Below are 23038 nucleotides of genomic sequence, written 5' to 3' on the forward strand. Positions count from 1 at the left end.
CTATGGCAGACGACGAAGCGGCAGCGGTGCGGCAGGTGTGGTCGGCGCTGGGGCTGCCGGGGATCATCGATGTCCACACCCATTTCATGCCCAAGTCGGTGATGGACAAGGTGTGGAACTACTTCGACTCGGCCGGCCCGATGCTGGGACGCTCCTGGCCGATCACCTACCGCATGGACGAGGTGCGGCGGGTCGAAGCCCTGCGGTCCTTCGGGGTGCGCCGATTCACCTCGTTGGTCTATCCGCACAAGCCGGACATGGCGGCGTGGCTGAACCAATGGTCAGCCGAATTCGCCCGCCAGACACCGGATTGTCTGTCGACGGCGACGTTCTACCCCGAGCCCGGTGCGGCCGGCTACGTGGCGGAGGCGATCCGCAACGGCACCCGACTTTTCAAGGCGCACATTCAGGTCGGTGACTATGACCCGAATGACCCACTGCTCGAAGATGTCTGGGGGTTGATCGAGGACCACGGCACCCCGGTCGTCATCCACTGCGGCTCCGGTCCGCAGCCCGGCCGGTTCACCGGTCCCGAGCCGATTCGGCGGCTGCTGCGCCACTATCCGCGGCTGACGCTGATCGTCGCGCACATGGGTATGCCGGAATACGGCGATTTCCTGGACATCTGCCTGGATTCGGTTGGCGTGCACCTGGACACCACGATGGCATTCACCGCGTTCGTCGATGAACTCATGCCGTTCCCGTCCGCCGAGGCGGGCCGGTTGCGCGCCGCCGGTGAGCGGATCCTCTTCGGAAGCGATTTCCCGAACATTCCGTACGGCTACCGCGATGCGCTGGCGGCAATCTCTGCAGTTCCCGGCATCGACGACGCCTGGCTGCGGGGGGTTCTGCACGACAATGCGGCCCGGCTGTTCGCAATCGATTTCCGGTGAACCGCCCGCTTGGGCGCTAGCATCCGGGTGGTGACCTCTGACACGACCCCGCTCAATCCGCCGATTCCGATTCCCGACGTTCCCAGTGCCGACGCCGATGCGCGCGGCCTGCCGGACCGCAGCGAGTTGTCGTTGCGGGAGAAGGTGATCGTGGACGCTTCGGCCTTCGCCGATATCGGTCTGCGCACCGCCGTCGCGTCCATGGTCGCCGCGGCGATGATCCCGTCGGTGCTCACCACGGCGGTCGGCCGTCAACAGTCACGACAGGAGCGCGAACGGCTGGCGTTCTACACCGAGTTGGCCGGCGAACACGACCCGGCCCTCTCCTTCCCGGCGCCGACTGAGCTGCCCAGGGTGTCGGCACGACGAGCCAATCCGATCGCGGAGCGGATTGCCCGCGGTGTGGTCGAAAACGTCTCGTTCCGCAGTGGTTTCGAAGCCGTCAACCCGGCAATGCGCGACTCCTGGCGAGCGCTGGGCAACAACAACACCGCACGGTTCCAGCATTGGCGGCACGACGACGGACCGCGGCCGACACTGTGTGTCATCCACGGGTTCATGGGGTCCGCGTACCTGTTCAACGGTCTGTTCTTCTCGCTGCCCTGGTTCTTCAGGTCGGGCTACGACGTCGCCCTGTTCACCTTGCCGTTCCACAGCCGACGCGCCGAAAAATACTCCCCGTTCAGCGGATACGGCTACTTCTCGCATGGCATGTCGGGTTTCGCCGAGGCGATGGCCCAAGCCGTCCACGATTTCCGCTCGATGGTCGACTATCTGGAGTCCACCGGCGTCGAGCGCGTCGCGTTGACCGGCCTGTCGTTGGGTGGGTACACCAGCGCCCTGCTGGCCGCCGTCGAGCCGCGCCTGCAGGCGGTGATCCCGAATGTGCCGGTGGTTTCCGTCGAATCGGAGATCCGCGACTGGTTCCCGGCCAACCTGGTGATGCACGGCGGACAACTGCTGGGCCGGATCGACCACGACGAGTTCGCCGCCGCGACGGCCTACCACTCGCCGCTGAACTACGCGCCGCTGGTGGCCAAGGACCGGCGACTGATCATCACCGGCCTGGGCGACCGGCTCGCGCCCCCGGAGCAGGCCGAAATGCTATGGCACCACTGGGATAAGTGCGCGCTGCACTGGTTCCCGGGAAACCACGTGCTGCACGTCAGCCAGCCGGCCTACCTGCGCCGGATGACCGCATTCCTGCGGCCGTACATGTTCTAGACCCGGGCAGCCGCCGCGACAGGCCACCGCAGACCGGCGAGATCATCGTCGGCGACCGCGATGTGGCCGTCCAGGCGAGTCCCGGACAGCGGATGCAGGGCCGACAGCGCGCTGCGGTGGTTGCCCTGCTGCGGCAGCAGGCCGGCCAGCGGGGCGGTGCCGTCGGGTGCGGACCCGGTACGCAGCGCGCACGCCGCCGCGACGGTCCGCTGACCACCGTCGTCGGCGAATTCCAGTGCAGTCCAGGTCTCCCCGGCATTGGCAGCGCGGATCCGGCTCAGCGTGTCGGCCAGCGCCGCGTCGATACCGATCTGGTAGGCGGCGACGTGGTCACCCGAGCCGTCGACAACGGACCGCCACGTCTCCCGGGCACTCGCGTCGATCAACGAGGGAATCTCATCTTCGGCGACAATCACGGTGTCCCAGCCGATCTCGCGGAGATGGTCGGCGAGGCGCCGGACCGCGATGTCGGCGGTCTGCTGTAGCGGGATACTCGCCGAGCGGGCCTGCAACGCCGCCAGATTCTTTGCGGCCGAATAGGTCAGACCGATCCAGGTGTCGGTCGCCGCACCACTGTCGGCCTGGGCGCCGCGAGTGGTGATGCGAACGGCCTCGGCCTGCAGACCGTACCGGTTCAGGTAGCCCGCGATCAGGGCCAGCGGCAACGCATCTCCGGCCGCCGAAGGCGCGATCCGCAGCGCCGCGGTGGCCCGCACGCCGGAAGGGGTTCGCCGGTCGGTGTGCACGCCGCCGTGCGAGCGCGACATCGCGAGCCGGCGGCGGGCGATCGTGGTGAAGTGCAGGCCACGCCACCAGCCGAGCAACAGGATCGCGACGATGACGCCCACGGCGAGCGCCCAACGCTCCCCGCTGGTCGCCCACGGGTAGGCCATCAGCGCCGGCACGACGGCCAGCAGCACCAGGCTGATCCGAGCCGGTCCGGGCCGGGGAATGGTGGTTCGGTGCGGGCTCACAGCTGGTTTTCCTTTCGTCGGCGGGCGGCAGCCGCGGCGCCGGTGGCGACAGCGACGACCAACCCGGCCAGCAGCGCGGTCCCGGCGAAGGCCACGATCCGTGGCGCCGGGTCCTCGGGTTGCGGCGCCGGGGGAGGCGAGATTTTCTTCGCGGGCGAATTGGCCGGATCCGCGGCCGGCGTCAACTCCCAGGTCAGGGCTGCCACCGGGTCGATGATTCCGGCGCCCACCACATCCGACGGCGCCCGCGCGGAGTTGTGGGCGGTCGAGACGATCCGGTGCGCCACCTGCATCGCGTTCAGGTCGGGGTAGCGACTGCGAACCAGAGCAGCCACCCCGGCCACGTAGCCGGCGGCGTAGCCGGTGCCGCTGAGCGGCACCAATTTGCCCTGGTTGCCGGGAAGCCCGTTGGCCAGGCCGCCGTCCTCGCGGTTGCTGACCGAGAGGATCTGCTCGCCGGGGGCGGCAACGCCGACCCAGGGTCCGGCCATGGTGAATCCGGAGGGCTGCCCGGTCGAGGACAGCGATGCCACCGACAGCACGTAGGGGTGCCACCACGACGGCACCGACAGCGAGGTGACACCGGCCCAGTTGCGCGGGTCCTGCGGCCGGCTCAGGTCGGTGAGCGGGTTGGACTCGCACGCCTCGCCGCCACCGCCGACCGATCCGGTCTGTCCGGTGTCGCCGGCGGCCGCGACGATCAGCGCGTCCTTCTCCACCGCCGCGTAGCGCAGTGCCGCGCCCAGGGCGGTCTGGTCGACATTGCGGTCGGCCGGCACGCATGTCGTGGTGGAGACGGTGATGACCCGCGCACCGAGGTCGGCGGCGTGCACGATGGCCCGCGCCAGGGCGGTGATGTCGGTGATCACGCGGGTGGCTCGGGGGTCGTCCCCGCCCAGCCGCGGCGAGATGGTGGCCGAAGCGGTCCGCAGTGACAGCAGCCGTGCCTCCGGGGCGACCCCGGTGAAGCCATCGTCGCCGGGCTGGCCGGCGACGATTCCGGCGACCAGCGTTCCGTGCCCGTCGCAGTCGGTCAGTCCGTCGGACGTCCCGATGTAGTCGCCGCCGGCGTCCACCGCCGGCAGTCGCGGACCCGGCCGCACGCCGGTGTCGATGACGGCCACCGTCTGGCCTTCGCCGCGGGAGAACTGCCATGCCGCCGGCAGGTCGAGCATCCGCTGCCCGACTGTCGCGGCGCTGACGTCGCTGCCCGGCAACAAACCCGAACTGGCGCAGTCGCCGCGCTGCTCCATGGCCGCGACGGGACCCGGGGCCCCGCTGGGCGGCGGCACCGTCGGGTCGATCTTCGGCGGGGTGATCGCCAGGGCCGGCGCGCTGGTCAACAGCAGCGCTAAAGTCGCTGCTGCGCCGACGATTCCGGCCTTCTTAGCCGACTTGACCGACAATGTCATCGAGACAGAACCCAGGCGAAGATGCCGACCAGGTAGGCCATGACCGGAATCAGGGTGGCATCGACGCCGGAGGCCAGGAAGCCCACCAGCCGCCGCACCGGCAGCGAGTAGCTCTCCGGCGACGCGACCGTCGGGCTCAACGCGACCACCGCCCACACCGCCACCAGCGCGGCCAGCACCAGCACCGCCCCGAAAGCGGCGGTGTACCGGCCGGTCGCGGCGTAGCCGACCAGCAGCGCGAGCGCGGTCAGGTGCGGCTCGGCCAGCAGCCAGGCCTTGCACCACGCCGAGTCCCACACCCGGGCCCGCAGCACCGAGGCCACCGCGATACCGGCGACCACGTACCACGCCCAGCCCGAAAGCCCCTCGGGCGCAAAGGCGATCGCCACCGAACCGATGACGGCCAGCAGCACGGCGCCGGCGATCAAGCCGGTCTGGTGAGCGTCGGTGACCCGGACACGGCGCGGCAGGTCTTCGAGCACGCTCTGCGGCAGAGCCGACGGCGTGGGGTCGCCCGGCGCCGGGATCACCGGCAACGGCAGCCGCGCCCACAGGGCCGAAACCTGCGGAGCCGCAACGGTCAGCAGCAGGGATGCGGTGATCAGGCCACAGCCCAGGCTGACGAACGGCAGCTCCCAGAAGGTCTTGACGGCAGCCGCCGCCAGCACCCCGAGCCCGGCGACCACCGCGGCGGTGAAGAAGGCGATGCCGCGCTCACCGCGTCCGCCCGGCGGCAGGATCAGGCAGATCAGGGACCACGCACTCACGGCGGCCGCGCCCAGCACCACATGCGCCGGGCTGAACAGCCCCGGCACCGCCAGGGTGCCCGCGGCTGCGACCGGCACCAGCGCCGCGATCGACAGCGTCAGCGCGGCTTCAGCCGAACGCGTCCGGCACAGCAGCGCCGCCAGTACGGTGAGCAGCGCGATGGCCCCGGCCGCGAACAGCCCGGCCGGTTCGCCGGTGAGCGCGCGGTGCGCGGCGGCCAGGCCGGTGGCCGCGAAGATCAGCCCCACTCCGGCGGCCAACGCGCCGCGCCGAATGTGCTTGGCTCCCCAGGGCTTACGCCGGGACGCCGAGAAGATGACGGCGGCATCGGCGATGTCCTCGACGATGCCGGGGGCGGCCGGGCCGACCGGCACCGGACGCAGCGCCAGCAGGTCGCCGTCCACCACGCCGACGGTGTCCAGGCTGGCGTCCAGGCTGAACGGCGCGCCGCCGACGGGCGCCAGGCTCAGCCGGGTTGTCGCGCCGTCGGTGGGATCGGCGTCATCGCCGGCATCCGGGGCCACCAGGCGTTGCACCGCAGGCAGGATTTCGCGCAGCGGCAGCTCCGCAGGCACGGCGATCTCGGTCAGCCGGCTGTCGGCCAGGACCGCGATGCGGACGATCGGCATGACGGCGCTGGTCAGCACCGGGGCTTCGGTCATTGGTCTTTCCTGTCTTTTTTTCTACGAGGCGTTCTGTTCGCTGCTTCAGGACAGCTGGGTGGTGAAATCTCGGGACAGTCGCTGACCGGGGAACCACTGGCCATCGGGCAGGGTGGCGGTCAACTGTTCGATCGCGACGGCAGTCGCGAAGTCGGTTCCAGGCCGGAAGGTCGATACCCATTCGCCGTCGAAGGCTCGCGACGGGGTGACCAGGATGCGGCCCTCGTCGGTGTCGACGAGGCTCATCCCCACTTCGGTGGTGGTGTGCCGGCCATTGTGCGCGCAGCCCGCAACGACCTCGACGTAGGTGCGCGAGCCGGAGAACACCGACTCCACGACCGTACGGGCGGAAGCGGGAATGCCCAGGTAGTCAAGTACTTCGGTGAGTGGAGCACCGGCGCGCAGCCGTTCGTCGGCACGCGCGCCGACCCGGGCGGGCAAGGTGAACTCGTCAAACCGGGCCGGCGGACGCTGCCGCAGCCCGGCGCCGAGCACCGGGACCAGCAGCCGCGGGTCGTCGATCTCCATGGCGGTGAACGTCACCAGTTGCGCATTGCGCAGCGCCACCACCGTCCGGCCGCGCTTGGCGGTGCCTTGGTCGCGGCGCGCGACGATGCCCCGCAACATCTCGGGAGCCCCGCCGGCGGCCGGACCCACGTAACGCAGGTCCAGCCACCGGTCCGGGAAGCAAACCACCCGGATCCATTCGGCCACGGCCGGATTGACCGTGCCCTCCGGCGAGACGACTCCCATCTTTGTCAGCTCATCGCGCTGGCGCGCCATGAACGCACCGCGTTCCCCGGCGTCGGTGTAGGGCATGGTGATCGCCAATACCCACGGGAAAGACCCGGCGCCAATGGTTTCCGCGATGTACCAGGCCTGCTCGACGGTCAGTTCGGCAGCGTTGGGTTCAGTGCCCCTGTGCACGCAAGTAGCCTTCCTTCACCGAGCAGAACAACTGGCTCAACCCCACTTGGCCGCTTCGGCGGTGTCGCGGGCGTTCATCATCAAGGTGTTGGTCTCATGCGTCATCGCCATCGCGTGATACGCCCGCACCAACTCCTCCATCGCCTGATTCCACTGCGCCTGCCACGCCTGATACGTCATACCCGTATCGCCCTGCCACGCCGCCTGCAACGCCGCCTGCTCACTGGCGATATCCGCACCCACCGCCTGCAACGTGCCCGCATACCCATTCATCTCCCCGGCATGAGCCAACATCGCCGGGTAGTTGTACATAATCTGCGACATCGAACAATCCCTCCCTTAAACCCCGGTGTAACCCGACGCAGCAGCAGCATCAGCCGCCACATACGTGCTACCCGCATCCGCCAGATTCACCTGCGCCATATCCAGCAACGCATTCACCCGCGCCGCCAACGCCACAAACCGCGCATGCGACCCCTGAAACGCCGCAGCCGCCTCACCCACATGAAACGCCTGCGCCGACAACGCCGCCTGCTCCGCCTGCGCCATCGTCGACCGCATCAACGCCGCCTTCGCCGCAAACGCCGACTCCGACGCCACCAACTGCGGAATATGCGCATCCAACAAACTCATCCCCGCACTCCTTTCTTGACTACTACTTCGGTTCCGATTCCGACTCCCCAGCGGAGTCGCCAAGATCCTTTTCGCCCCAGGTATCGGGCAACATCGGCATGCTGGGTCCACCACCGAACCCGTCGCCGGTCAGCGTGGTGAGCCCGGATGCCGTACTGTCGGCACGCTTTCCCACCGTTCCGGTGAATCCGAATGTCCCGGCACCACGGTCCGAGCCCGCCGCGGAGTTCGTAGCCGGATCGGCCGCCGGCGCCTCGCCGGCGGGACCGGAATCCAGATCCATGAACTCGTCGGCGTGATCACGCATCACGGCGCGCCGGCGCCGACGCGCCCGCGACCGTTCCCGAGCCGAGACGCCCACCGCAGCCGCGGCGGCAGGCACCCGCGACGCCGGGGCCTGCGCCCTGTCCCGGTCGGTCAGGGTCGGCCCCACTCCGCGGCCCGGATTGGCCCCGGCGACCAGGTAGCCGAAGGCCATCGCCCCGGGTGCAGGCGGGGGCGCCGCCGCCACCGAGGTGGCCGATGCCGCGGGGGCACCCGCCGCACCGGGTGCGGTGATTCCGGAAGAGAAGCCCGCCACCACCGGCACCGACCGGTCAACCGACGGGGCCGAGCCCGGTATCACCGGCGCGGCGATCTCCTCCGGCGACGCAGCCTCCTCGCCCGGTTCGGTCAGTTGGTTCAGAGCCGCTCCGAGAATGATCGCGAGCAGGGCCGGGCTGGCGAAAACCAGCGACCAGGTCGTCCAGCCGACGGGCTGGAAGATCGCCTGATACCCGATGAAGAACAACAACGGAAACCAGGCGGACGGGTTCGCGAGGATGGCGTTGATCGTCCCAATCGGATCCTCGACGAGCCGGACCAGCTGGTTCCAGAGCTCGGTGAAGAAATCCCCGATGTCCGACGACGTGTCCTGCGCGGGCAGCGCCGAATCGGCCTTGACCACCGGGGGTGCTTCCACCGTTCGCGGCGCCGACGCCAGCGCCGCACCGGACACCGCATGGTAGGTGCTCATGGTGGTGGCGGCCTGGACCCACATCCGGACATAGTCGGCTTCGTTGAGCGCGATCGGGATCGTGTTGATCCCGAAGAAGTTGGTGGCGACCAAGACCCCGTGCGTCATATGGTTGGCGGCCAACTCGGCCAGTGTCGGCATCGACGCCAGCGCACTGGTGTATGCCGCTGCGGCCACCTCATGTTGGGCAGCCACCCCGGCGCTGTCCGCGCTGGCCTGGCCCAGCCACGCCAGGTAGGGCACGTGCGCCGCCAGGTACTGCTCGGCGCTCGGGCCCTGCCAGGCACCGGACTGCACCGCGCCCAGCAGCGCGGTGAGCTCATCTGCAACCGACGCGTACTCGGCGCTCAGTGCACTCCACACCCCGGCAGCCGACAACAACGGACCCGGTCCGGGGCCGCTGCTCAGCAATGCTGAATGCACCTCCGGCGGGGAGGCGATCCAGACCGGGGCGGACATCATCAGCCGCGCGCCCCCAAGAAGTACCTCGAGGCGCCCGCTGCATCACCCGCCGCGTAGTTGACGCCGGACTCACCGACTCCGACCCCGGCGCGGCCCAGCTCTACGGCCCCCTGGGCCGCCACCGCAGAATGCTCGGCGCCCTGCGCGCTGAAACCGGCGGCGGTCTGCAGCGACACCGGGTCGGCCGCCGGCGGCACCACCGCGGTGATCAGCGGAGCGGCACTGGCCTGTGCGGCCGCCAGACGGGCGGTCAACGCCTCGACGGCTGCACTGGCGGCGGCCAGACCTTCGGGAACCACATTGAGCGTCATGACAGTTTCTCCCTTCCCCGTTTCGGTGCGCCTTAGCGCGTGAGGCTTTCGCTGAACAGTGGGTTGACGAGTTGTAGGTAGGTGGGTTCGTCGGTGTCGCCGAGGAGCATGGCTCGGCCTGCGGGCAGGCGCCCGAACCGGTGGCCGCGGATCTTGCCGCTGTCGGCGGGGTTGCCGGAGAGCATCAGGGTGGTGGCCTGCAGGTCGTTGAGGCGACGCAGCAGTGGGTTGGTCATCAACGCGTGCGCTGAGCCGGTGGCCCGGCCGGTGACGATCACCCGCAATCCGAGGTCGCCGGCTTGGGCCAGCAACTCGATCAGGGTGGTCCAGGGGCGTTGACCCGCATACGGACCCGACAGGGCCGGGGAGTCCGGGATGGAGTCGACGTCGTCGATGATCAGGTAGTGGGTGTGACCCTGATAGGACCAGGCGGCCAGATCGGCTGCCGACAGCCCGGCCGGCGGGCGGCGGGATCCGATCAGCGCTGAGAGCCCGAGCATGGCCGGGATCACCCGATCCACGTTGGCGGTGTACTCGTTATCGGCGAACAGTGGTTCGTCGACCAGGTGCAGTCGGCGATCGATCACCGTGAACGCCACCTGCTCGGCGCTGTTGTTCTCCCGCACGGTGCGGATGAGGTGGCGAAGCAGGGTGGTCTTGCCGGACTTGGCGTCCCCGAGCGCCATCAGCAGCGGGTTGGCGGTGAAGTCGATCTCCACCGGCGCCAGGTCTTCTTCGCGGACACCGATGACGACCCGTTCGGGTCCGGGATAGAGGGTGCCGAGTTCTTCGGGTGCCAGGTTGGTCGGCAGCAGCCGCACCGGCGGGGCGGCCAGGCCGGGGTGGCGGGCGTTGAGCTCGCCGATCTGACCCAGATCTGGTTGCGCGATCAGGAAGTGCTCGGCGGCCATCGTCAAACCACGTCCCGGCTGGTTGGCCGGCACCGCTTCGGCCGGACGCGTCAAGGCTCCGGCCACCCGCACGTTGCTGTCGCGCGGGTCGTGCAGTTTGAGTTCCAGGCGCAACCCCAGCCCGTCACGCATGGCCAGCGGCACCTCCAACCAACTCGGGGTGGTGACGATGACATGAATCCCGTAGGCCAGGCCGACGTTGACCAGCTCGGTCACCTTCGCCAACAACGGGTTACGGGTATTGAATTGGTCAGTGTTGTCGCGGCTGAACGCATACAGGTTGTCGATGATCAAAAAGACCTCGCCGTACCCGTCGTTGAGCGAACCGATGCTGCCATCGCGGAAGGCTTCCCGCGCCTGACGCGCCGCCAGCAGTTGTTCGAGCTCCCCGAACGTGCGGCGGATCTTCTCCGGCTCCAAGCCCGAAGCCACACTGCCCACATGGGCCAGGTCCTCCAGGGTGCGCAGTTGGCCGCCGCCGTAGTCCAGGCAGTAGAAACTGACCTCACGCGGCGAATGCAGGCTGGCCGCCGAAAGGATGAACGTCTGCAGCGCGGTCGTCTTGCCGGACTTGGGTCCGCCGTGGATGAGCATGTTGCCGCTGGCCGAGCGGGCATCGAAGACCAGCGGATCCCGGCGCATGTCGAAGGGTTTGTCGATCTCGCCCAACGGCCACCGCAGCTGCCGTTCCCCGATCCCCGCGGTCGCCAAGGTCGCGGCCAGCGGGATCGGCTCGTCCAGCGGCGGCAACCACAACGCCGGGGCTTGGGGCCCGTAGTTGGCCAACTGATCCCCGATGGTGGCGATCAGCTTGCGCGGTGGCGCATAGGTCTGCTCCTCATCGGGTGCCAGCACGACGGTCTCGGCTCCGGAATCCACCACCGCGGCGGTGAACAGTTTCGGCTCCGGCAACGCATGCATCACCACCGATTTCGCGGCCCGCGGCGGGTCATAGATGCCGTCGACATAGGTGCTGCGGAACTTGATCGGTGCAGCACCCGGCGCCGGCACCAGGAAGCCCTCGCCCTTGTGCTCCTTGCCGGATTCGATGTGGTAGGCGTCCTCGACCCCGATGATCTGACGAGAGACGCTGGGGCTGGCGACCTTCAGGCCGATCCGATACGAGGTGTTCTTGTCGATGTCCTTGATCCGGCCCACATCCAAGGTCTGCGAGGCGAACAGAATATGGATCCGGAACGAACGACCCTTGCGCGCCACGTAGTCGAACAACTCGGCGTACTCCGGGTGATCGGCCAGCATCAGGGTGAACTCATCGGCCACGATGAACAACGTCGGGATCGGCGCCAGATCATGACCGGCGGCGATCGCCGCCTCATACTCGGTCACCGAGTTGAACGCACTGCCCTGGACCCGCCGGCCCGCCTCCCGCAGCAACAACTCACGCCGCGCCACCTCACCGCGCAGGGTGTCGGCGAAGCGATCCGCCAGCGAGCGCTTCTCGGCCATGTTCGAGATCACCGCAACCACCTGCGGGAAATGCCGGAAGATATCCGCTCCGGCCTCGCCCTTGAAGTCGGCGTAGATCACGATCAGCCGATCCGCCGAATGCGTGGTCAGCAGCGACAGCAAGATCGCCATCAGGGTCTGGGATTTGCCCGAGCCGGTCATGCCGATCATCAACCCGTGCGGGCCCATCCCACCCTCGGCCTCATCCTTGAGGTCGAAGATCAACGGCTCGCCGGTCGCGGTCACCCCGATCGGAACCCGCAACTCCTCCTCCCGGCTGCGCGGCGCCCACAACGCCGGCACATCCAACCGGGAGGCATCCGCGATCCCCAACAACGTCGTGAAAGTGGCGCCGCGGGTGCTGGCCGAACGCAACCCGGCATGGGTCGGGTTGGAATCCCAGCGTGACAACCGCCGCGCCAAGTGCGCCGCGTCATCGGTGCCGAGCTGGTCGGCGGCATCGACGTAACGCTGCCAACCGCCGGTCTGCCACCGATCAATCGACTCCCCGCCCGTACTGATGCGCAGGATCGGGCGCTCAGGATCCGAGTACTGTTCGCGGCTCGGTGCACTCGCGCCGCGCTGCACAACAGTGACCCCGGCCCGTGCCACCCCCAGCGAGGAGGCCGCCAGGTCGAAGTCCGGGTCATCGACGATCACCAACAAATGCCGGCCCGACTCCACCGGGTCCCCGGTGAACGCCGGACGCTCCGCGAGCACCGGCGCCAACAACCCGACCAACTCCTCCGCACTGGAGGTCAGGTAGCGGGCCGGGCCCACCCCATCAACCTGGCCGGCAATGTCGGCGTGCGGCAACCACTTCAACCACGACCACGCCGGTGACTCCAACTCCGGCGACGCCAAAGCCACCCCCATCATGGTCGGGTCATGCCAGGTCACGGCCTGGGCCACCCAAGCCCGCACCGCGCCACGCACATCCTGCGCGGCCGCATCACCCTCACCGAGCACGGTGACCCGCGACACCGCCGCCAAATCCAACCCCACCGGCACATCGCGCACCGTGCGCTGGGTATCCAACAGGCTGCGTAATGCGCTGTGCGACACCGGCTCCAGATCGATCTCATCAGCGGTGTCGGTCACCCGCACCGCACTGGCCAACGCCACCGCATGCCGCCCGGTGCGCACCACCAGGAAATCCTCATCATGAGGGTCGCGTTCCCACTGGCGACGCGAGCCCGGCACCGCAGCCAGCTCGACCGGGTCCGGATGCGACCACTCCGCGGCCGCGCGCTGCTTAGCCGCCGCCCCGCGGATGTTGTCACGCACCACCGACAGGTAACGCAGGTAGTCGGCGCGCTCGGCATCCACCTCGACAGTGCGGGCCTTCTTATCCCCACCACGGTAGATACCCGCGGCAGCCACCAACAACGCGAACGGGAAGAACAGCATCACCGGGGAGATCAGTCGCATCCCGGTGGCCACCATCGCGATCACCATGCCGACGATCAGAATCACGATCACCACCGGCAGCGCCCGCTGCAAGAACGACGCCGGAACCACCCGCGGCAACTCCGGCGGCGGCTCGATCGTGATGGTGCCCTTATCGACAGGCGGAGCAGGCAACCGGCGACGGGCCTCAAAGATCAAACGACTCATCGGGTCTCTCCCCCGCTAGATCCAGCACCCAGCTCCGCGGCAGCACGACGACCCGGCCGTTGATCCGGCGCCAGCCCGTCATGCGCCAACAGCGCATCGGCACGCGACAAAGTAGGTCCAACAGCGAACTGCGACAACACCGCCCACGGAATCGGCAACGCCGGCTCACTCAGGCCAAGGGCGGAGACGGTGTCACCGTCACCTCCGTTGGCGCCAGCCTCCGTGTTGACGCCGTAGCGCACCCCGGTGTCGGAGATCCAGAACAGGGGTCCCGCGTTTGCGTCGGCGGTCGGATCACTGCTGACGCTCTGGGCGAAGTATCCGGTACCCGGGCTCAGGGCGACCCTCGCGGCGGTCCCGCCCACTCCGGCACCGACCAGGTCCAGGGTGCGGACACCGTCGCGCAGCGGCAGAGACGAGCCGGACAGCAGGGTCAGCGAGCTGGTGCTGGCCCCGGCGGCCCTGCTCCAATGCGCGCAGGTCACCGGATCCGACACCGACTCGGTGACACTGACCGGATGCTCCGGGAAACGCGAGACATCCAGGGCATGCGACACCGGCAGCCGCGCAACATCATCAGCGCCGAGTAGCGGGGGCCTGTCCAACCCGTGAGAGTCGGTGTTGCGCAACACCGCGGCAACCACCTCGGAGATGGGCTGCAACCCATCCGACAACACCGCGTAGTACCGCACGGTTCCGTCCGAGTTGCCCTCCAGCGAGTGCGCCGACACGACGCCGCCCACCGGCACGTCCGGCCGAAGGTCGAACGACGGCTTGTCACCGGCACCGGGAATGACCGGCGCGGTCAGCGCAGGCGCCTCGGGGATCGTGTTGAACAGCCCGGTCGCGATCGAACGCGGCTTGGGCACCGCCGAACCCCGCTCGCTGAGGCCCAAGGCGCCGGTGATGGCACGGTCGCCGAGATCGATGCGGCTGCGCTTGCCGTTCCACAGCAGCCACGCGCCGGCGCCGTTGTCGGCCAGCACCGCCTGCTGGGCGCCGAGCGCCGCGGCCCGGGACCCGCCGTCGGCCAGCGGCCCGGCGATCACCGTCACTCCGGCACCCGAACCGGCCACCGAGTCGCACACCGTCCAATCCGCGTCGCGGCTGGCGTTCTGCACCATCCGCTCCGGGGCACCGGGAATGCCGATCAGGTTGCCACGCGGAATCTTGTCCAGCGCAGTGCTTTTCACCCCGGTCGGGTTGACCGGGCGGCCGACGATCAGCCGCGCGGAGGTCAGGTTCAGCACCGGGTGCAACTGATCGCCGACTCGCACGTACAGCGCCGAGGTGGACCGATCCGCCAGCACCGGGTCGTTGGCGGCTGCACCGTTGGGCCAGATCAGGGTGAACACGAAGCAGCCGCCGGCCACGGTCGCCAGCACCAGCAGACCCATGAGCACCGCCCGCGCCTGCGAGCGCAGCGGCTCGACCAGCATCCGGGTGTCATGCAGGGCCACACCCGAGGCGATCCGCCGCATCACGAAGCGCCAGCCGCTGACCTGATGTTTGGTGACGAACCCGCGCCGGTACTCCACCCGGTCGGGATTCTCGTTGACCGGGGTGCGCGACGCGAACGAGCGCCGCTCGTCGTCGGACCGGTCGGATTGAGCCGCGCTCATGCGTTGGCCTCCAGGCCCAGGCCACGCAGCAACGGCGCCACCGAGTTACGGACGTCTTCGGTCGTGATGGTCATGAGCTCCTCATCGGTGAACACCCCGGTACCGGACTGCTCGGAGTGGTCGAGCCGGAACTCGCGCTCCTCCTCCGAGCGTTCGACGAGGTTTCGCACAAAACGGCCGTTGCCGGCGATGTCGAGACTGCGGCGGGCGATCCCGTTGGCATCGGGGTGAGACGCGGCGGCCAACTGAGCGAACAGCGACTGCATCTCTTCGAGCGCGGTCTGCTCGAAGCGGCTGTCGCGCTGCTCGGCCATCTTGTAGGCGATCTCGACCAGCTCCGGGGGCTGGTAGGACGGGAAGTCGATGCTGCGGGTGAACCGCGACCGCAGACCCTCGTTGGTGTCCAGGAACCGGTCCAGGTCGGCGCGATAACCCGCGACGATCACCACCAGGCGGTCGCGGTCGTTCTCCATCCGCGCCAGCAGGGTGTCGATGGCGACCAGGCCGAAGTCGTTCTTGGCGCCGGTGGCCACCAACGCATAGGCCTCATCGAGGAACAGCACACCGTCGAGGGCACTGTCGATGATCGCGTTGGTCTTGGCCTCGGTCTCACCGATGTGCTGACCGATCAGGTCGGCACGGTGCACCTCTTTGATGTTCTCCTTCTTCAACAGCCCCAGACCGCAGTAGATCTTGGCCACCACACGGGCGATCGTCGTCTTACCGGTCCCGGGAGGCCCGGCGAACACCAGGTGGTGGGTGCGCTGGCCGACGGCCAGCCCGTGCTGCTTGCGCACCACCTCCATGGCGACCGAGCTCTTGAGCCGCTGCACCTGGTTCTTGACCTCGGACAGGCCGATGAACTCACCGAGTTCGCGCTCGGCCTCAGCCAGCAGCTCGGCCTTGCGTTCGTTGGCCGCCGGGTCGATGAAGTCCTCGGCACTCGGCTCGGTCTCGGGGTCCCACGGGTCGGTTCGGGCGGCGATCCGGGCCGCGGTGGTGGTGACGATCCCGAAGCTGGTGTCCAGCAGCGCGTGCTCGACCTGCTCGTTCTCCGGGTTGGCGGCGTAGAGGTCCTGCAGCACCTCTTCGGCCGTCTCGTCCTCGCCCTGCGCCCGCAGGATCAATCCCTTGGCCAGCGCCCCGTCGGAGGCGGCGACCGCGATCGGCCCGGCCGGCTCTTCCAGGTAGGACAACGCCGGCGCATACATGCCCAGCCGGGCCAGTGCGATACCCAAGGCGATCTTGGCGGCGTGCGTGAACAGCTCGTCACGGTCGGGGTCGTTGACGATCGGGGTCAGCAGCTTGACCATGTCCGACCAGCGCCCGGCGTGGTGGTTGACCGCGATCGCCATCCAGCGGGCGTCGTTCCAGTTGGGGCGCCGCGCGGTGATCTCGGCAACCAGCTCGTTCGCCTCGGCGCAGCGGCCCGCCATCGCCAGTTGCGCGGCGTGGGCCAGGTGGAAGTCGTCGGCTTCGGTGGCGCGGAACTTCAGGTACAGCCCGGTGTCGTAGTGGAAGCCGAGCGCACCCGGCTTCAGGTCCAGGCGGCGCTGCAGCGCCCCGGCGTTGGCGGAGGTCTGCGAGATGGCGGCCAGCACCCCGGGCGACTGGTCGCCTGCGGCAGCCAGGCCGGTCCAGGCGTCGCACTGCTCATGCGCGACTCGGGTCAGCGCCGCGAAACCGGTGCGGGCCGCCGCCAGATCGGCGGGCCGTTGCCGCTGGTAAACGGTGATACCGAGGGCACGACAGCAGGTGGCGAACCGGCTGACGGTTTCCTCGTCAACCCGGGTTTGGGGGGTCAACAGAGCCGCGTCACCGTTGTTCATGAGTGGCTTGCCCCTCCGCTAGTTCTGCCTAAGCCAACCCGGCTGAAGTTAGCATTGCATAAGCTAACTGTCGAGGTCGATCGAGACAGCTGTCGGGTGTCCTCCGTCACCGCGGTCCGCACTCCACCGGCACGCAACCCGCCGACGTCGCTCCAACCCATGCCCGACTCCTTATTGAAAATCATTTTCGATTGTTGGTACGTTACCCCACCCGGGGGCTGTTGACGACAGGGGCCGACGTTGTCGCCCGGCCCTATCCTTTGACGGCTCGGACCAGTGAGTTCCGCGCAATCATCTGTCCCGCTTCGGTGTCCGGACCCGGGACGGGGCGGCCCAGCTCACGCAGGTAGTCCGCCAACGGCGTCGCCACCGCGGTCCAACCTCGTTCACCGAACCACTGATCGGCCGGTGCGTGGCGCTCGTTGTAGACCAGACGATGGAAGATACGGCTGTCGTCGTCAGCCGCGACCTCTGCCTCCACCGCGGCTTCGAACGCCTCCGCCGGCATCGGGGCGCCGTCCTCGACCGCGACGTGGCTGCCGGGAGCAGCCAGGCTGTCGATGCCGGAGAACAGCTGGTCCTGCGCGTCGGCGGGAAGGTAGATAAGTAGGCCCTCGGCGATCCACGCCGAGGGTTGGTCCGGGTCGAAGCCGGCGTCGCGGAGCGCCTGCGGCCAGTCCTCACGCAGGTCGACGGCGACCTCCCGCCGTTCCGCGCCTGCCCGGATACCGCGCTGGGAGAGCACGTAACTCTTGAAGGCGAGCACCTGGGGCTGGTCCAGCTCGAAGATCTTCGTTCCGTCCGGCCAGGACAGCCGATAGGCGCGGGAGTCCAGCCCGGCCGCCAGAATCACGACCTGGTGCACCCCGGCCTCGGCGGCGCGGGTGAAGTAGTCGTCGAAGTAACGGGTCCGCGCGCCCTGGAAGTTGACGAAGTGCTCCCCGAAGTCACTGCTCAGCAGTTGATGGTCGGGGAGGTTGCCCTCGACCACGGCTTCCCAGTCGCCGCCGGCCGTCCGGCAGAACAACTCGGCATAGGGATCGACCGCCAATGGGTCGGGTTTACGGGCTTCCAGGGCTCGGGCGGTGGCCACGAACAAGGCGGTCGAACCGACGCTGGTGGTGATGTCCCAGCTGTCACCGTCACTACGCATTACAGGCATTCCAGTGACCCTACGCCGGAGTAACCAGCAGGGCGGCCGGCCCGGCTCGTCGCGCTTCCGGGCCCGCTAACCCCACTTGGCGGCTTCGGCGGTGTCGCGGGCGTTCATCATCAAGGTGTTGGTCTCATGCGTCATCGCCATCGCGTGATACGCCCGCACCAACTCCTCCATCGCCTGATTCCACTGCGCCTGCCACGCCTGATACGTCATACCCGTATCGCCCTGCCACGCCGCCTGCAACGCCGCCTGCTCACTGGCGATATCCGCACCCACCGCCTGCAACGTGCCCGCATACCCATTCATCTCCCCGGCATGAGCCAACATCGCCGGGTAGTTGTACATAATCTGCGACATCACTGTGCTCCTATTTCTGGGCTCAATTTTTCCGGACGCGAGCCCTAAACCCCGGTGTAACCCGACGCAGCAGCAGCATCAGCCGCCACATACGTGCTACCCGCATCCGCCAGATTCACCTGCGCCATATCCAGCAACGCATTCACCCGCGCCGCCAACGCCACAAACCGCGCATGCGACCCCTGAAACGCCGCAGCCGCCTCACCCACATGAAACGCCTGCGCCGACAACGCCGCCTGCTCCGCCTGCGCCATCGTCGACCGCATCAACGCCGCCTTCGCCGCAAACGCCGACTCCGACGCCACCAACTGCGGAATATGCGCATCCAACAAACTCATCCCCGCACTCCTCTCAACTATCGATTAGTCGCGAACCGCACGGTTCGGGTTCCCTCGAGGCCACGACCGGTCCGCTGCTCGCATCGCTGAGAGCGGTTACGGCACTCCGGGCCAAACGCCGGTGGAGTCAGTCCGGTCAATAACTGAGGACGATTCTACGGTATTTACCTCGTTATACGAACCTTTAGCCAGGTAGATAACCGCTAATGCGGATTTACTTCGGCCCGGCCGGCGGATCCCAGGATTCGGGCAGCATCGGGATCGTGGGTCCGCCTCCGAACTCGTCTCCGGTCAGCTCCGCCAGACCGGCGGCGCGCACCACCCCGGTCTTGCCGAGGGTCCCCGCGAACCCTGCCTCGCTGTAGCGGGTCTGCGCCACCTCACCCGGATCGTGGCCCTCGAGGTACTCGTAGCGGTAACCGGGGTCGATCAACCTGCCGTGCCGGCGGCTGCCGTGCCGCACCGCGGCCGGCGCCGGCTCGCCGGCCGCCGTGGCCGCCGCGACACCTGCGGCGGGCCGGGCCGACCGCGCGCCGGCGCCGCCGGCAGCGCTCTGCGACGAGGGCAGCCAGCCCACCAGGTAGCTGTGGAATGTGCCCTCGGTGCCGATCAGTGGGGGTGCCGCCGGGGGTGGCGCCGCACCCGCGGGCGCAGGCGGTGCGGGCGGCGCCGCCGCGGGGGCGGATGGCGCCGCCGAGGCCGGCACGGCGGCCGGGCTCGGCGCCGGTGGCGTCATGCCTCCGGGCAGGACAGGCGACACGACACCGGGCGCCGGCAGCACCGGGGGAAGCGCGGTCACCGCCGGCGCGGGGACACCGGCCAGTCCCGCCAGCCCGGTCAGACCGGCCACCGGCGTCAGGGTGGCCAGGCTGCCGATCGCCAGGTTCAATCCGACCCCCGCCAGCAGCGGGGACAGTTGCGCCAAAAAACGCAGGCTGCGCAGCGTCCAGTTGACCGCGCGGTAGGTCTGCCACGCGACGAAGTAGGTCACCAGCTGAAACCACTGGGAGGGCGTCAGCGAGCCCTGGAAGTTCTCCTGCAACCAGAGCAGTGCCCGCTCGTTGCCGTTGGCGAAATTCGAGAGGTTCTGCAGGAATTCCGCGGGACTCCAGTTGGGCTGTCCCTGGCCGGGCACCTGCTGACCATCGGAACCGAACAGCATCTGCCAGATCTCCGCCGGTGTCGGTAGGTCGAAGTTTCCGGTGCCGCCGGGGCCACCGCCGTTGCCTCCACCGCCGCCACCACCGTTGCCTCCGCCGCCACCACCGCCACCGTCTGCCGCAACGCCGGCCTGCGCGCTGCCGCTGGTGTGGCCCAGGCTGCGCGCGGTCTCGGTGGTGGCCTGGTAGGCGCTCATGACGGTGGCCGCCTGGGTCCACATCCGGGCGTAGTCGGCTTCGTTGATCGCGATCGGCACGGTGTTGATCCCGAAGAAGTTGGTCGCCACCAGTACCGCGTGGGCGGCATGGTTGGCGGCCAGCTCCGCAAGGGTGGGCATCGCCGCCAGGGCGCTGGTGTAGGCCGCCGCGATCACCTCGTGCTGAGCGGCGGTTCGGGCGCTGAGGGTGCCGGCCAACTGCAGCCACGACAGGTAGGGCAGATGCGCGGCCGCATAGGCCTCGGCGGTCGGGCCTGTCCATACCACTTGAGCGTCAGCCAGCACCGCAGTGAGTTCGGTTGCGGCACTAAAGTATTCACTGCTCAGCGTGGCCCACGCCACCGACGCGGCAAGCAGTGGCCCAGGCCCGGGCCCGGTGCTCAGCATGGCCGAATGCACCTCCGGCGGGGCCGCCATCCAGGAGGCGGGGGCCGACATCACCGCACCGCTACCGCGCGAACACCGACGCGGCCAGCGTGTCCGCGACCTGGTAGTTCACCCCTGCTTGAGCGACCCCGACGCCGGCCCGGCCCAACACCTCCGTGCCGCGCGCGGCGACGGCCTCATGCTGGCCGGCCTGCAGGCTGAGTTCGGCCGCGGCTTGCAGCGACACCGGATCGATCGCCGGCGGCGCCACCGCGGTGATCAACGGGGCCGCGGCGGCATGTGCCGCGGCCAGCGCCGCGGTGATCGCTTCCACCGCCGCGCTCGTCGCGGCCAGGCCCTCGGGTACGACGTGCAGGACCATGGCGAGCTCCTTCCCCAGAACGTCGACGTCAACCATATCTGCGGAACAATCACGCCGATATAGTCACGATATTCCTAGATAGGCTTTTAACAATCCCGTAACTGCGGATTCCTGGTCAGTGTTTCTTGACCACCGCTCGGGGCGCGGTCCGCCAGCTGCGACGGCCGTCGGGGTGCTGCAGTGGCGGGTCCAGCAACAGCACGGCACGCCCCTCCAGCAGAACGGGACGGACCCAGTCACCCAACTCGATCAGCTCCCCGGCTGCGGGCCGCCGGTGCTGGCCGTCGCGCGCGTCGTCGATGGGCACGCTCGCCAGAAGTTCGTCGACGGTGGCCTCATGAGGGAGGTTCCCGAGACCGGGCAGCGTGATGAACAGACCGTCGTCACCGGAGAGCTGTAAGCCGACTGCCGCCAATGCGCCCAGTATCCCGTCGTGGGTGCCACCGTGCCCGGACACGTGTACGCCGAGTTCGTCGCCGAGCCGCCGGGCCTGAGCCCGCTGCAGCACTTCACGTTTGGCCCGCCGGCCGAAGTCCACCAGCGGTCGGATGTCGGTCAAGTCCGCCGGAATCGCCACCGCGAGACCGGGGTCGGCGGCCGGCGGGCAGACCCGTTCCAGGAAACCGGCGACGAACTCGATGATCTTGCTGCGCACCGCATGCGGGTTTCCGCCGGGGCTCCGCCAGGCCAGGCAGGCGCTGGAGTTGTGCGAGGTATAGGGAACGCGGTCGTCGACGAGAAGCTGGTGCCGGGTGGCCCCGGCCTCCTTCCCCAACCCTGCGGCCGCCAACTCGACCAGCAGCGCTCGGACGCGTCGGCCGGTGCCGGGACTGAACAGGTCATCGGTGTCGTCGATGCCGATCAGCAGATCGACGCCGGCAAAGACCGTCACGGGTTGACGACCACCGTATTGACGTCACGCACCCAACGGTCACGGTCGAGGTCGACCCCGGCCAGCTTGAGGGTGTCGCGCCTGGTGAAACTCAAAACGACCCGGTCGCTCAGTTCGGCGGCGGTCAGTGTCTGCGCCGGGTCGCTTCCCTCGAACCGGACGCTGCGGACGTCGGTGGCGCCCGCCGCGTCGAGGACCGCGCGCACCGTGGGGCCGCGCTGCACCGGGTTTCCGCGGGATTGCGGGGTGGTGATCTCGGTCTGCGGTAGTTCGCCCAGCCGCGCGAGATCGAATTCGTCCAGCATGCGGCCGCCCTCCCGGACGGTCAGGTGATACCCCGTCGCGGTGTCGGTGACGGTGGTGCAGCCGCCGGCACCGACCACGAGGGCCGCCAAACCCGTTGCGAACAAGCGCTTGACTGATGACCGCATGTGCATGACCGTATGCCCCCTTCGATACGCATTCAAGCGGTGTGGCAGGCAGTTCGTCCCTTAGTTGAGGTTGTGCGACCTGGCGGTCACGTCTACCTTGAGGCGATGACCGTGATGCCTTGGACCGTTCAGCGACCGGGCGGCATGTCCCTGGCCCGCGAGGTCGTCTTCCCGGCTGCTGCGGCGGCGGTGATCGTGATGTCGGCCGATGTCCGGATGCCGCTGGGACTGCCCGGGCACCGCGGCCTGGTGTGGCTGACCCTGCTGGTGGCGGTTGCACTCACCGCACGTAAACCGCCGACTGTGCTTGCGGTGGGCGCGGTTTCGACGACGGCTACCGTGTTGTTGCAGTCCGGCCCGGGGCCGTGGGCCAGCGCGCGCTATCTGGGCGCCGCGGCGTTGCTCTGCCTGCTGACCACCAGCCCGGCGATACGGTCCCGCCGGTGGCTCGTCGCACTGGCTGCAGCTCCGATTCACCTTGTCGCGCTTGTTGTTCCGATTACGACGGCGCTCATGGGCGGCCATGGACTCGCATTCGCGGACATCGGCGACAAGGTCGCCTTCCACCTCGGATTCGGCCTAGTGGCCGGAGTGCTCGGGTGGGCGACCGCCGCCCTCATCGACCGAGCCACCAATCACGACAGCTGACGACTCCTCCCCTGTGATGTCTCAGGACATAACACGCCGGCGGCACCGCCTACACCGTCAGCTCAGCCCTGGCCATGCGGCAGAGGCATTGGAAGGCCAGACCGTATCAGGCGTTCAAAGTGTCGATCTGGAATCGGCGGCCATACTCGATCTTCTACGACTTCGACCTCGGCACCCCCTTTTGCCGGACTGGGATGAGACGAAGATCAACCACGGGGTGTGGCTGGTCGATGACAAGGACAATCCCACCAAGTCCCTGGTCTACATCTGGGACGGCACCAAATGGAACAAGGTGCTGCCCGGCCCCTCCGGGCCGGTCGGTGCCACCCCGAACATCTCGATCACCTACGAGACCATCCA

General features: G+C 68.6%; 21 protein-coding genes. 3 read left to right on the plus strand and 18 right to left on the minus strand.

Annotated elements, in window-relative coordinates:
• The first annotated feature begins 2 nt into the window (after positions 1-2).
• A complete protein-coding gene (locus tag AWC16_RS18785; protein WP_085266265.1) occupies positions 3-893 on the plus strand; it encodes an amidohydrolase family protein in 891 nt (296 codons plus the stop codon).
• A gap of 30 nt (positions 894-923) precedes the next feature.
• On the plus strand, positions 924-2117 hold the full coding sequence (locus AWC16_RS18790; RefSeq protein WP_409370687.1) for an alpha/beta hydrolase family protein: 1194 nt from the start codon (positions 924-926) through the stop codon (positions 2115-2117).
• Here the strand turns inward: AWC16_RS18790 and eccE are convergent.
• From eccE to AWC16_RS18880, 18 genes are all read right to left on the minus strand, one after another.
• Positions 2114-3091 carry a type VII secretion protein EccE gene (eccE, locus tag AWC16_RS18795; protein ID WP_085266267.1) on the minus strand — a complete coding sequence of 326 codons (978 nt, stop codon included), beginning with the start codon at positions 3089-3091 and terminating at the stop codon, positions 2114-2116. The genes AWC16_RS18790 and eccE overlap by 4 nt on opposite strands.
• Positions 3088-4503 (minus strand): type VII secretion-associated serine protease mycosin, encoded by a 1416-nt coding sequence (mycP, locus tag AWC16_RS18800; protein WP_085266268.1) that lies wholly within the window; start codon positions 4501-4503, stop codon positions 3088-3090. The genes eccE and mycP overlap by 4 nt, the downstream gene beginning before the upstream one ends.
• Positions 4500-5933: a type VII secretion integral membrane protein EccD gene (gene eccD / locus AWC16_RS18805; protein ID WP_272937820.1), complete on the minus strand. Its 1434-nt coding sequence runs from the start codon at positions 5931-5933 to the stop codon at positions 4500-4502. Before eccD ends, mycP begins: the two co-directional genes overlap by 4 nt.
• Positions 5934-5978: 45 nt before the next feature.
• Positions 5979-6860: an ESX secretion-associated protein EspG gene (locus AWC16_RS18810; protein ID WP_085266269.1), complete on the minus strand. Its 882-nt coding sequence runs from the start codon at positions 6858-6860 to the stop codon at positions 5979-5981.
• A 36-nt stretch (positions 6861-6896) separates the two neighbouring features.
• Positions 6897-7184, minus strand: coding sequence for a WXG100 family type VII secretion target (locus tag AWC16_RS18815; protein ID WP_085266270.1), 288 nt, complete (start codon positions 7182-7184; stop codon positions 6897-6899).
• A 15-nt stretch (positions 7185-7199) separates the two neighbouring features.
• Entirely contained in the window at positions 7200-7493 is a 294-nt protein-coding gene (locus AWC16_RS18820; protein ID WP_085266271.1) for a type VII secretion protein EsxS, read from the minus strand.
• Between the two features lie 22 nt (positions 7494-7515).
• The gene (locus AWC16_RS18825) at positions 7516-8967 is read right to left on the minus strand and encodes a PPE family protein (protein WP_085266272.1); all 1452 of its coding nucleotides are present in this window, start codon (positions 8965-8967) and stop codon (positions 7516-7518) included.
• Between the two features lie 2 nt (positions 8968-8969).
• Complete coding sequence (locus AWC16_RS18830) at positions 8970-9281, minus strand: PE family protein (RefSeq protein ID WP_085266273.1); 312 nt, start codon at positions 9279-9281, stop codon at positions 8970-8972.
• Positions 9282-9313: 32 nt separating this feature from the next.
• Positions 9314-13276: a type VII secretion protein EccCa gene (eccCa, locus tag AWC16_RS18835; protein WP_085266274.1), complete on the minus strand. Its 3963-nt coding sequence runs from the start codon at positions 13274-13276 to the stop codon at positions 9314-9316.
• Complete coding sequence (gene eccB / locus AWC16_RS18840; protein WP_085266275.1) at positions 13273-14898, minus strand: type VII secretion protein EccB; 1626 nt, start codon at positions 14896-14898, stop codon at positions 13273-13275. Before eccB ends, eccCa begins: the two co-directional genes overlap by 4 nt.
• On the minus strand, positions 14895-16727 hold the full coding sequence (gene eccA / locus AWC16_RS18845; RefSeq protein WP_085266276.1) for a type VII secretion AAA-ATPase EccA: 1833 nt from the start codon (positions 16725-16727) through the stop codon (positions 14895-14897). Before eccA ends, eccB begins: the two co-directional genes overlap by 4 nt.
• A 253-nt stretch (positions 16728-16980) precedes the next feature.
• The gene (locus tag AWC16_RS18850) at positions 16981-17880 is read right to left on the minus strand and encodes a class I SAM-dependent methyltransferase (protein ID WP_085266277.1); all 900 of its coding nucleotides are present in this window, start codon (positions 17878-17880) and stop codon (positions 16981-16983) included.
• A 75-nt stretch (positions 17881-17955) separates the two neighbouring features.
• A complete protein-coding gene (locus AWC16_RS18855) occupies positions 17956-18243 on the minus strand; it encodes a WXG100 family type VII secretion target (RefSeq protein ID WP_085266270.1) in 288 nt (95 codons plus the stop codon).
• Positions 18244-18287: 44 nt separating this feature from the next.
• The gene (locus AWC16_RS18860) at positions 18288-18581 is read right to left on the minus strand and encodes a type VII secretion protein EsxS (RefSeq protein WP_085266271.1); all 294 of its coding nucleotides are present in this window, start codon (positions 18579-18581) and stop codon (positions 18288-18290) included.
• Between the two features lie 214 nt (positions 18582-18795).
• Positions 18796-20397, minus strand: coding sequence for a PPE family protein (locus tag AWC16_RS18865; protein ID WP_234812347.1), 1602 nt, complete (start codon positions 20395-20397; stop codon positions 18796-18798).
• A 10-nt stretch (positions 20398-20407) separates the two neighbouring features.
• On the minus strand, positions 20408-20707 hold the full coding sequence (locus AWC16_RS18870) for a PE family protein (protein ID WP_085266287.1): 300 nt from the start codon (positions 20705-20707) through the stop codon (positions 20408-20410).
• A 115-nt stretch (positions 20708-20822) separates the two neighbouring features.
• On the minus strand, positions 20823-21599 hold the full coding sequence (locus AWC16_RS18875) for a hypothetical protein (protein WP_085266278.1): 777 nt from the start codon (positions 21597-21599) through the stop codon (positions 20823-20825).
• Entirely contained in the window at positions 21596-22030 is a 435-nt protein-coding gene (locus AWC16_RS18880; RefSeq protein WP_085266288.1) for a hypothetical protein, read from the minus strand. Before AWC16_RS18880 ends, AWC16_RS18875 begins: the two co-directional genes overlap by 4 nt.
• Positions 22031-22135: 105 nt before the next feature.
• Here AWC16_RS18880 and AWC16_RS18885 point away from each other — a divergent pair, with 105 nt between their 5' ends.
• A complete protein-coding gene (locus AWC16_RS18885) occupies positions 22136-22678 on the plus strand; it encodes a hypothetical protein (RefSeq protein ID WP_085266279.1) in 543 nt (180 codons plus the stop codon).
• The last annotated feature ends 360 nt before the right edge of the window (positions 22679-23038 follow it).

Source organism: Mycolicibacter longobardus, from assembly GCF_002102265.1.
GTDB lineage: Bacteria > Actinomycetota > Actinomycetes > Mycobacteriales > Mycobacteriaceae > Mycobacterium > Mycobacterium longobardum.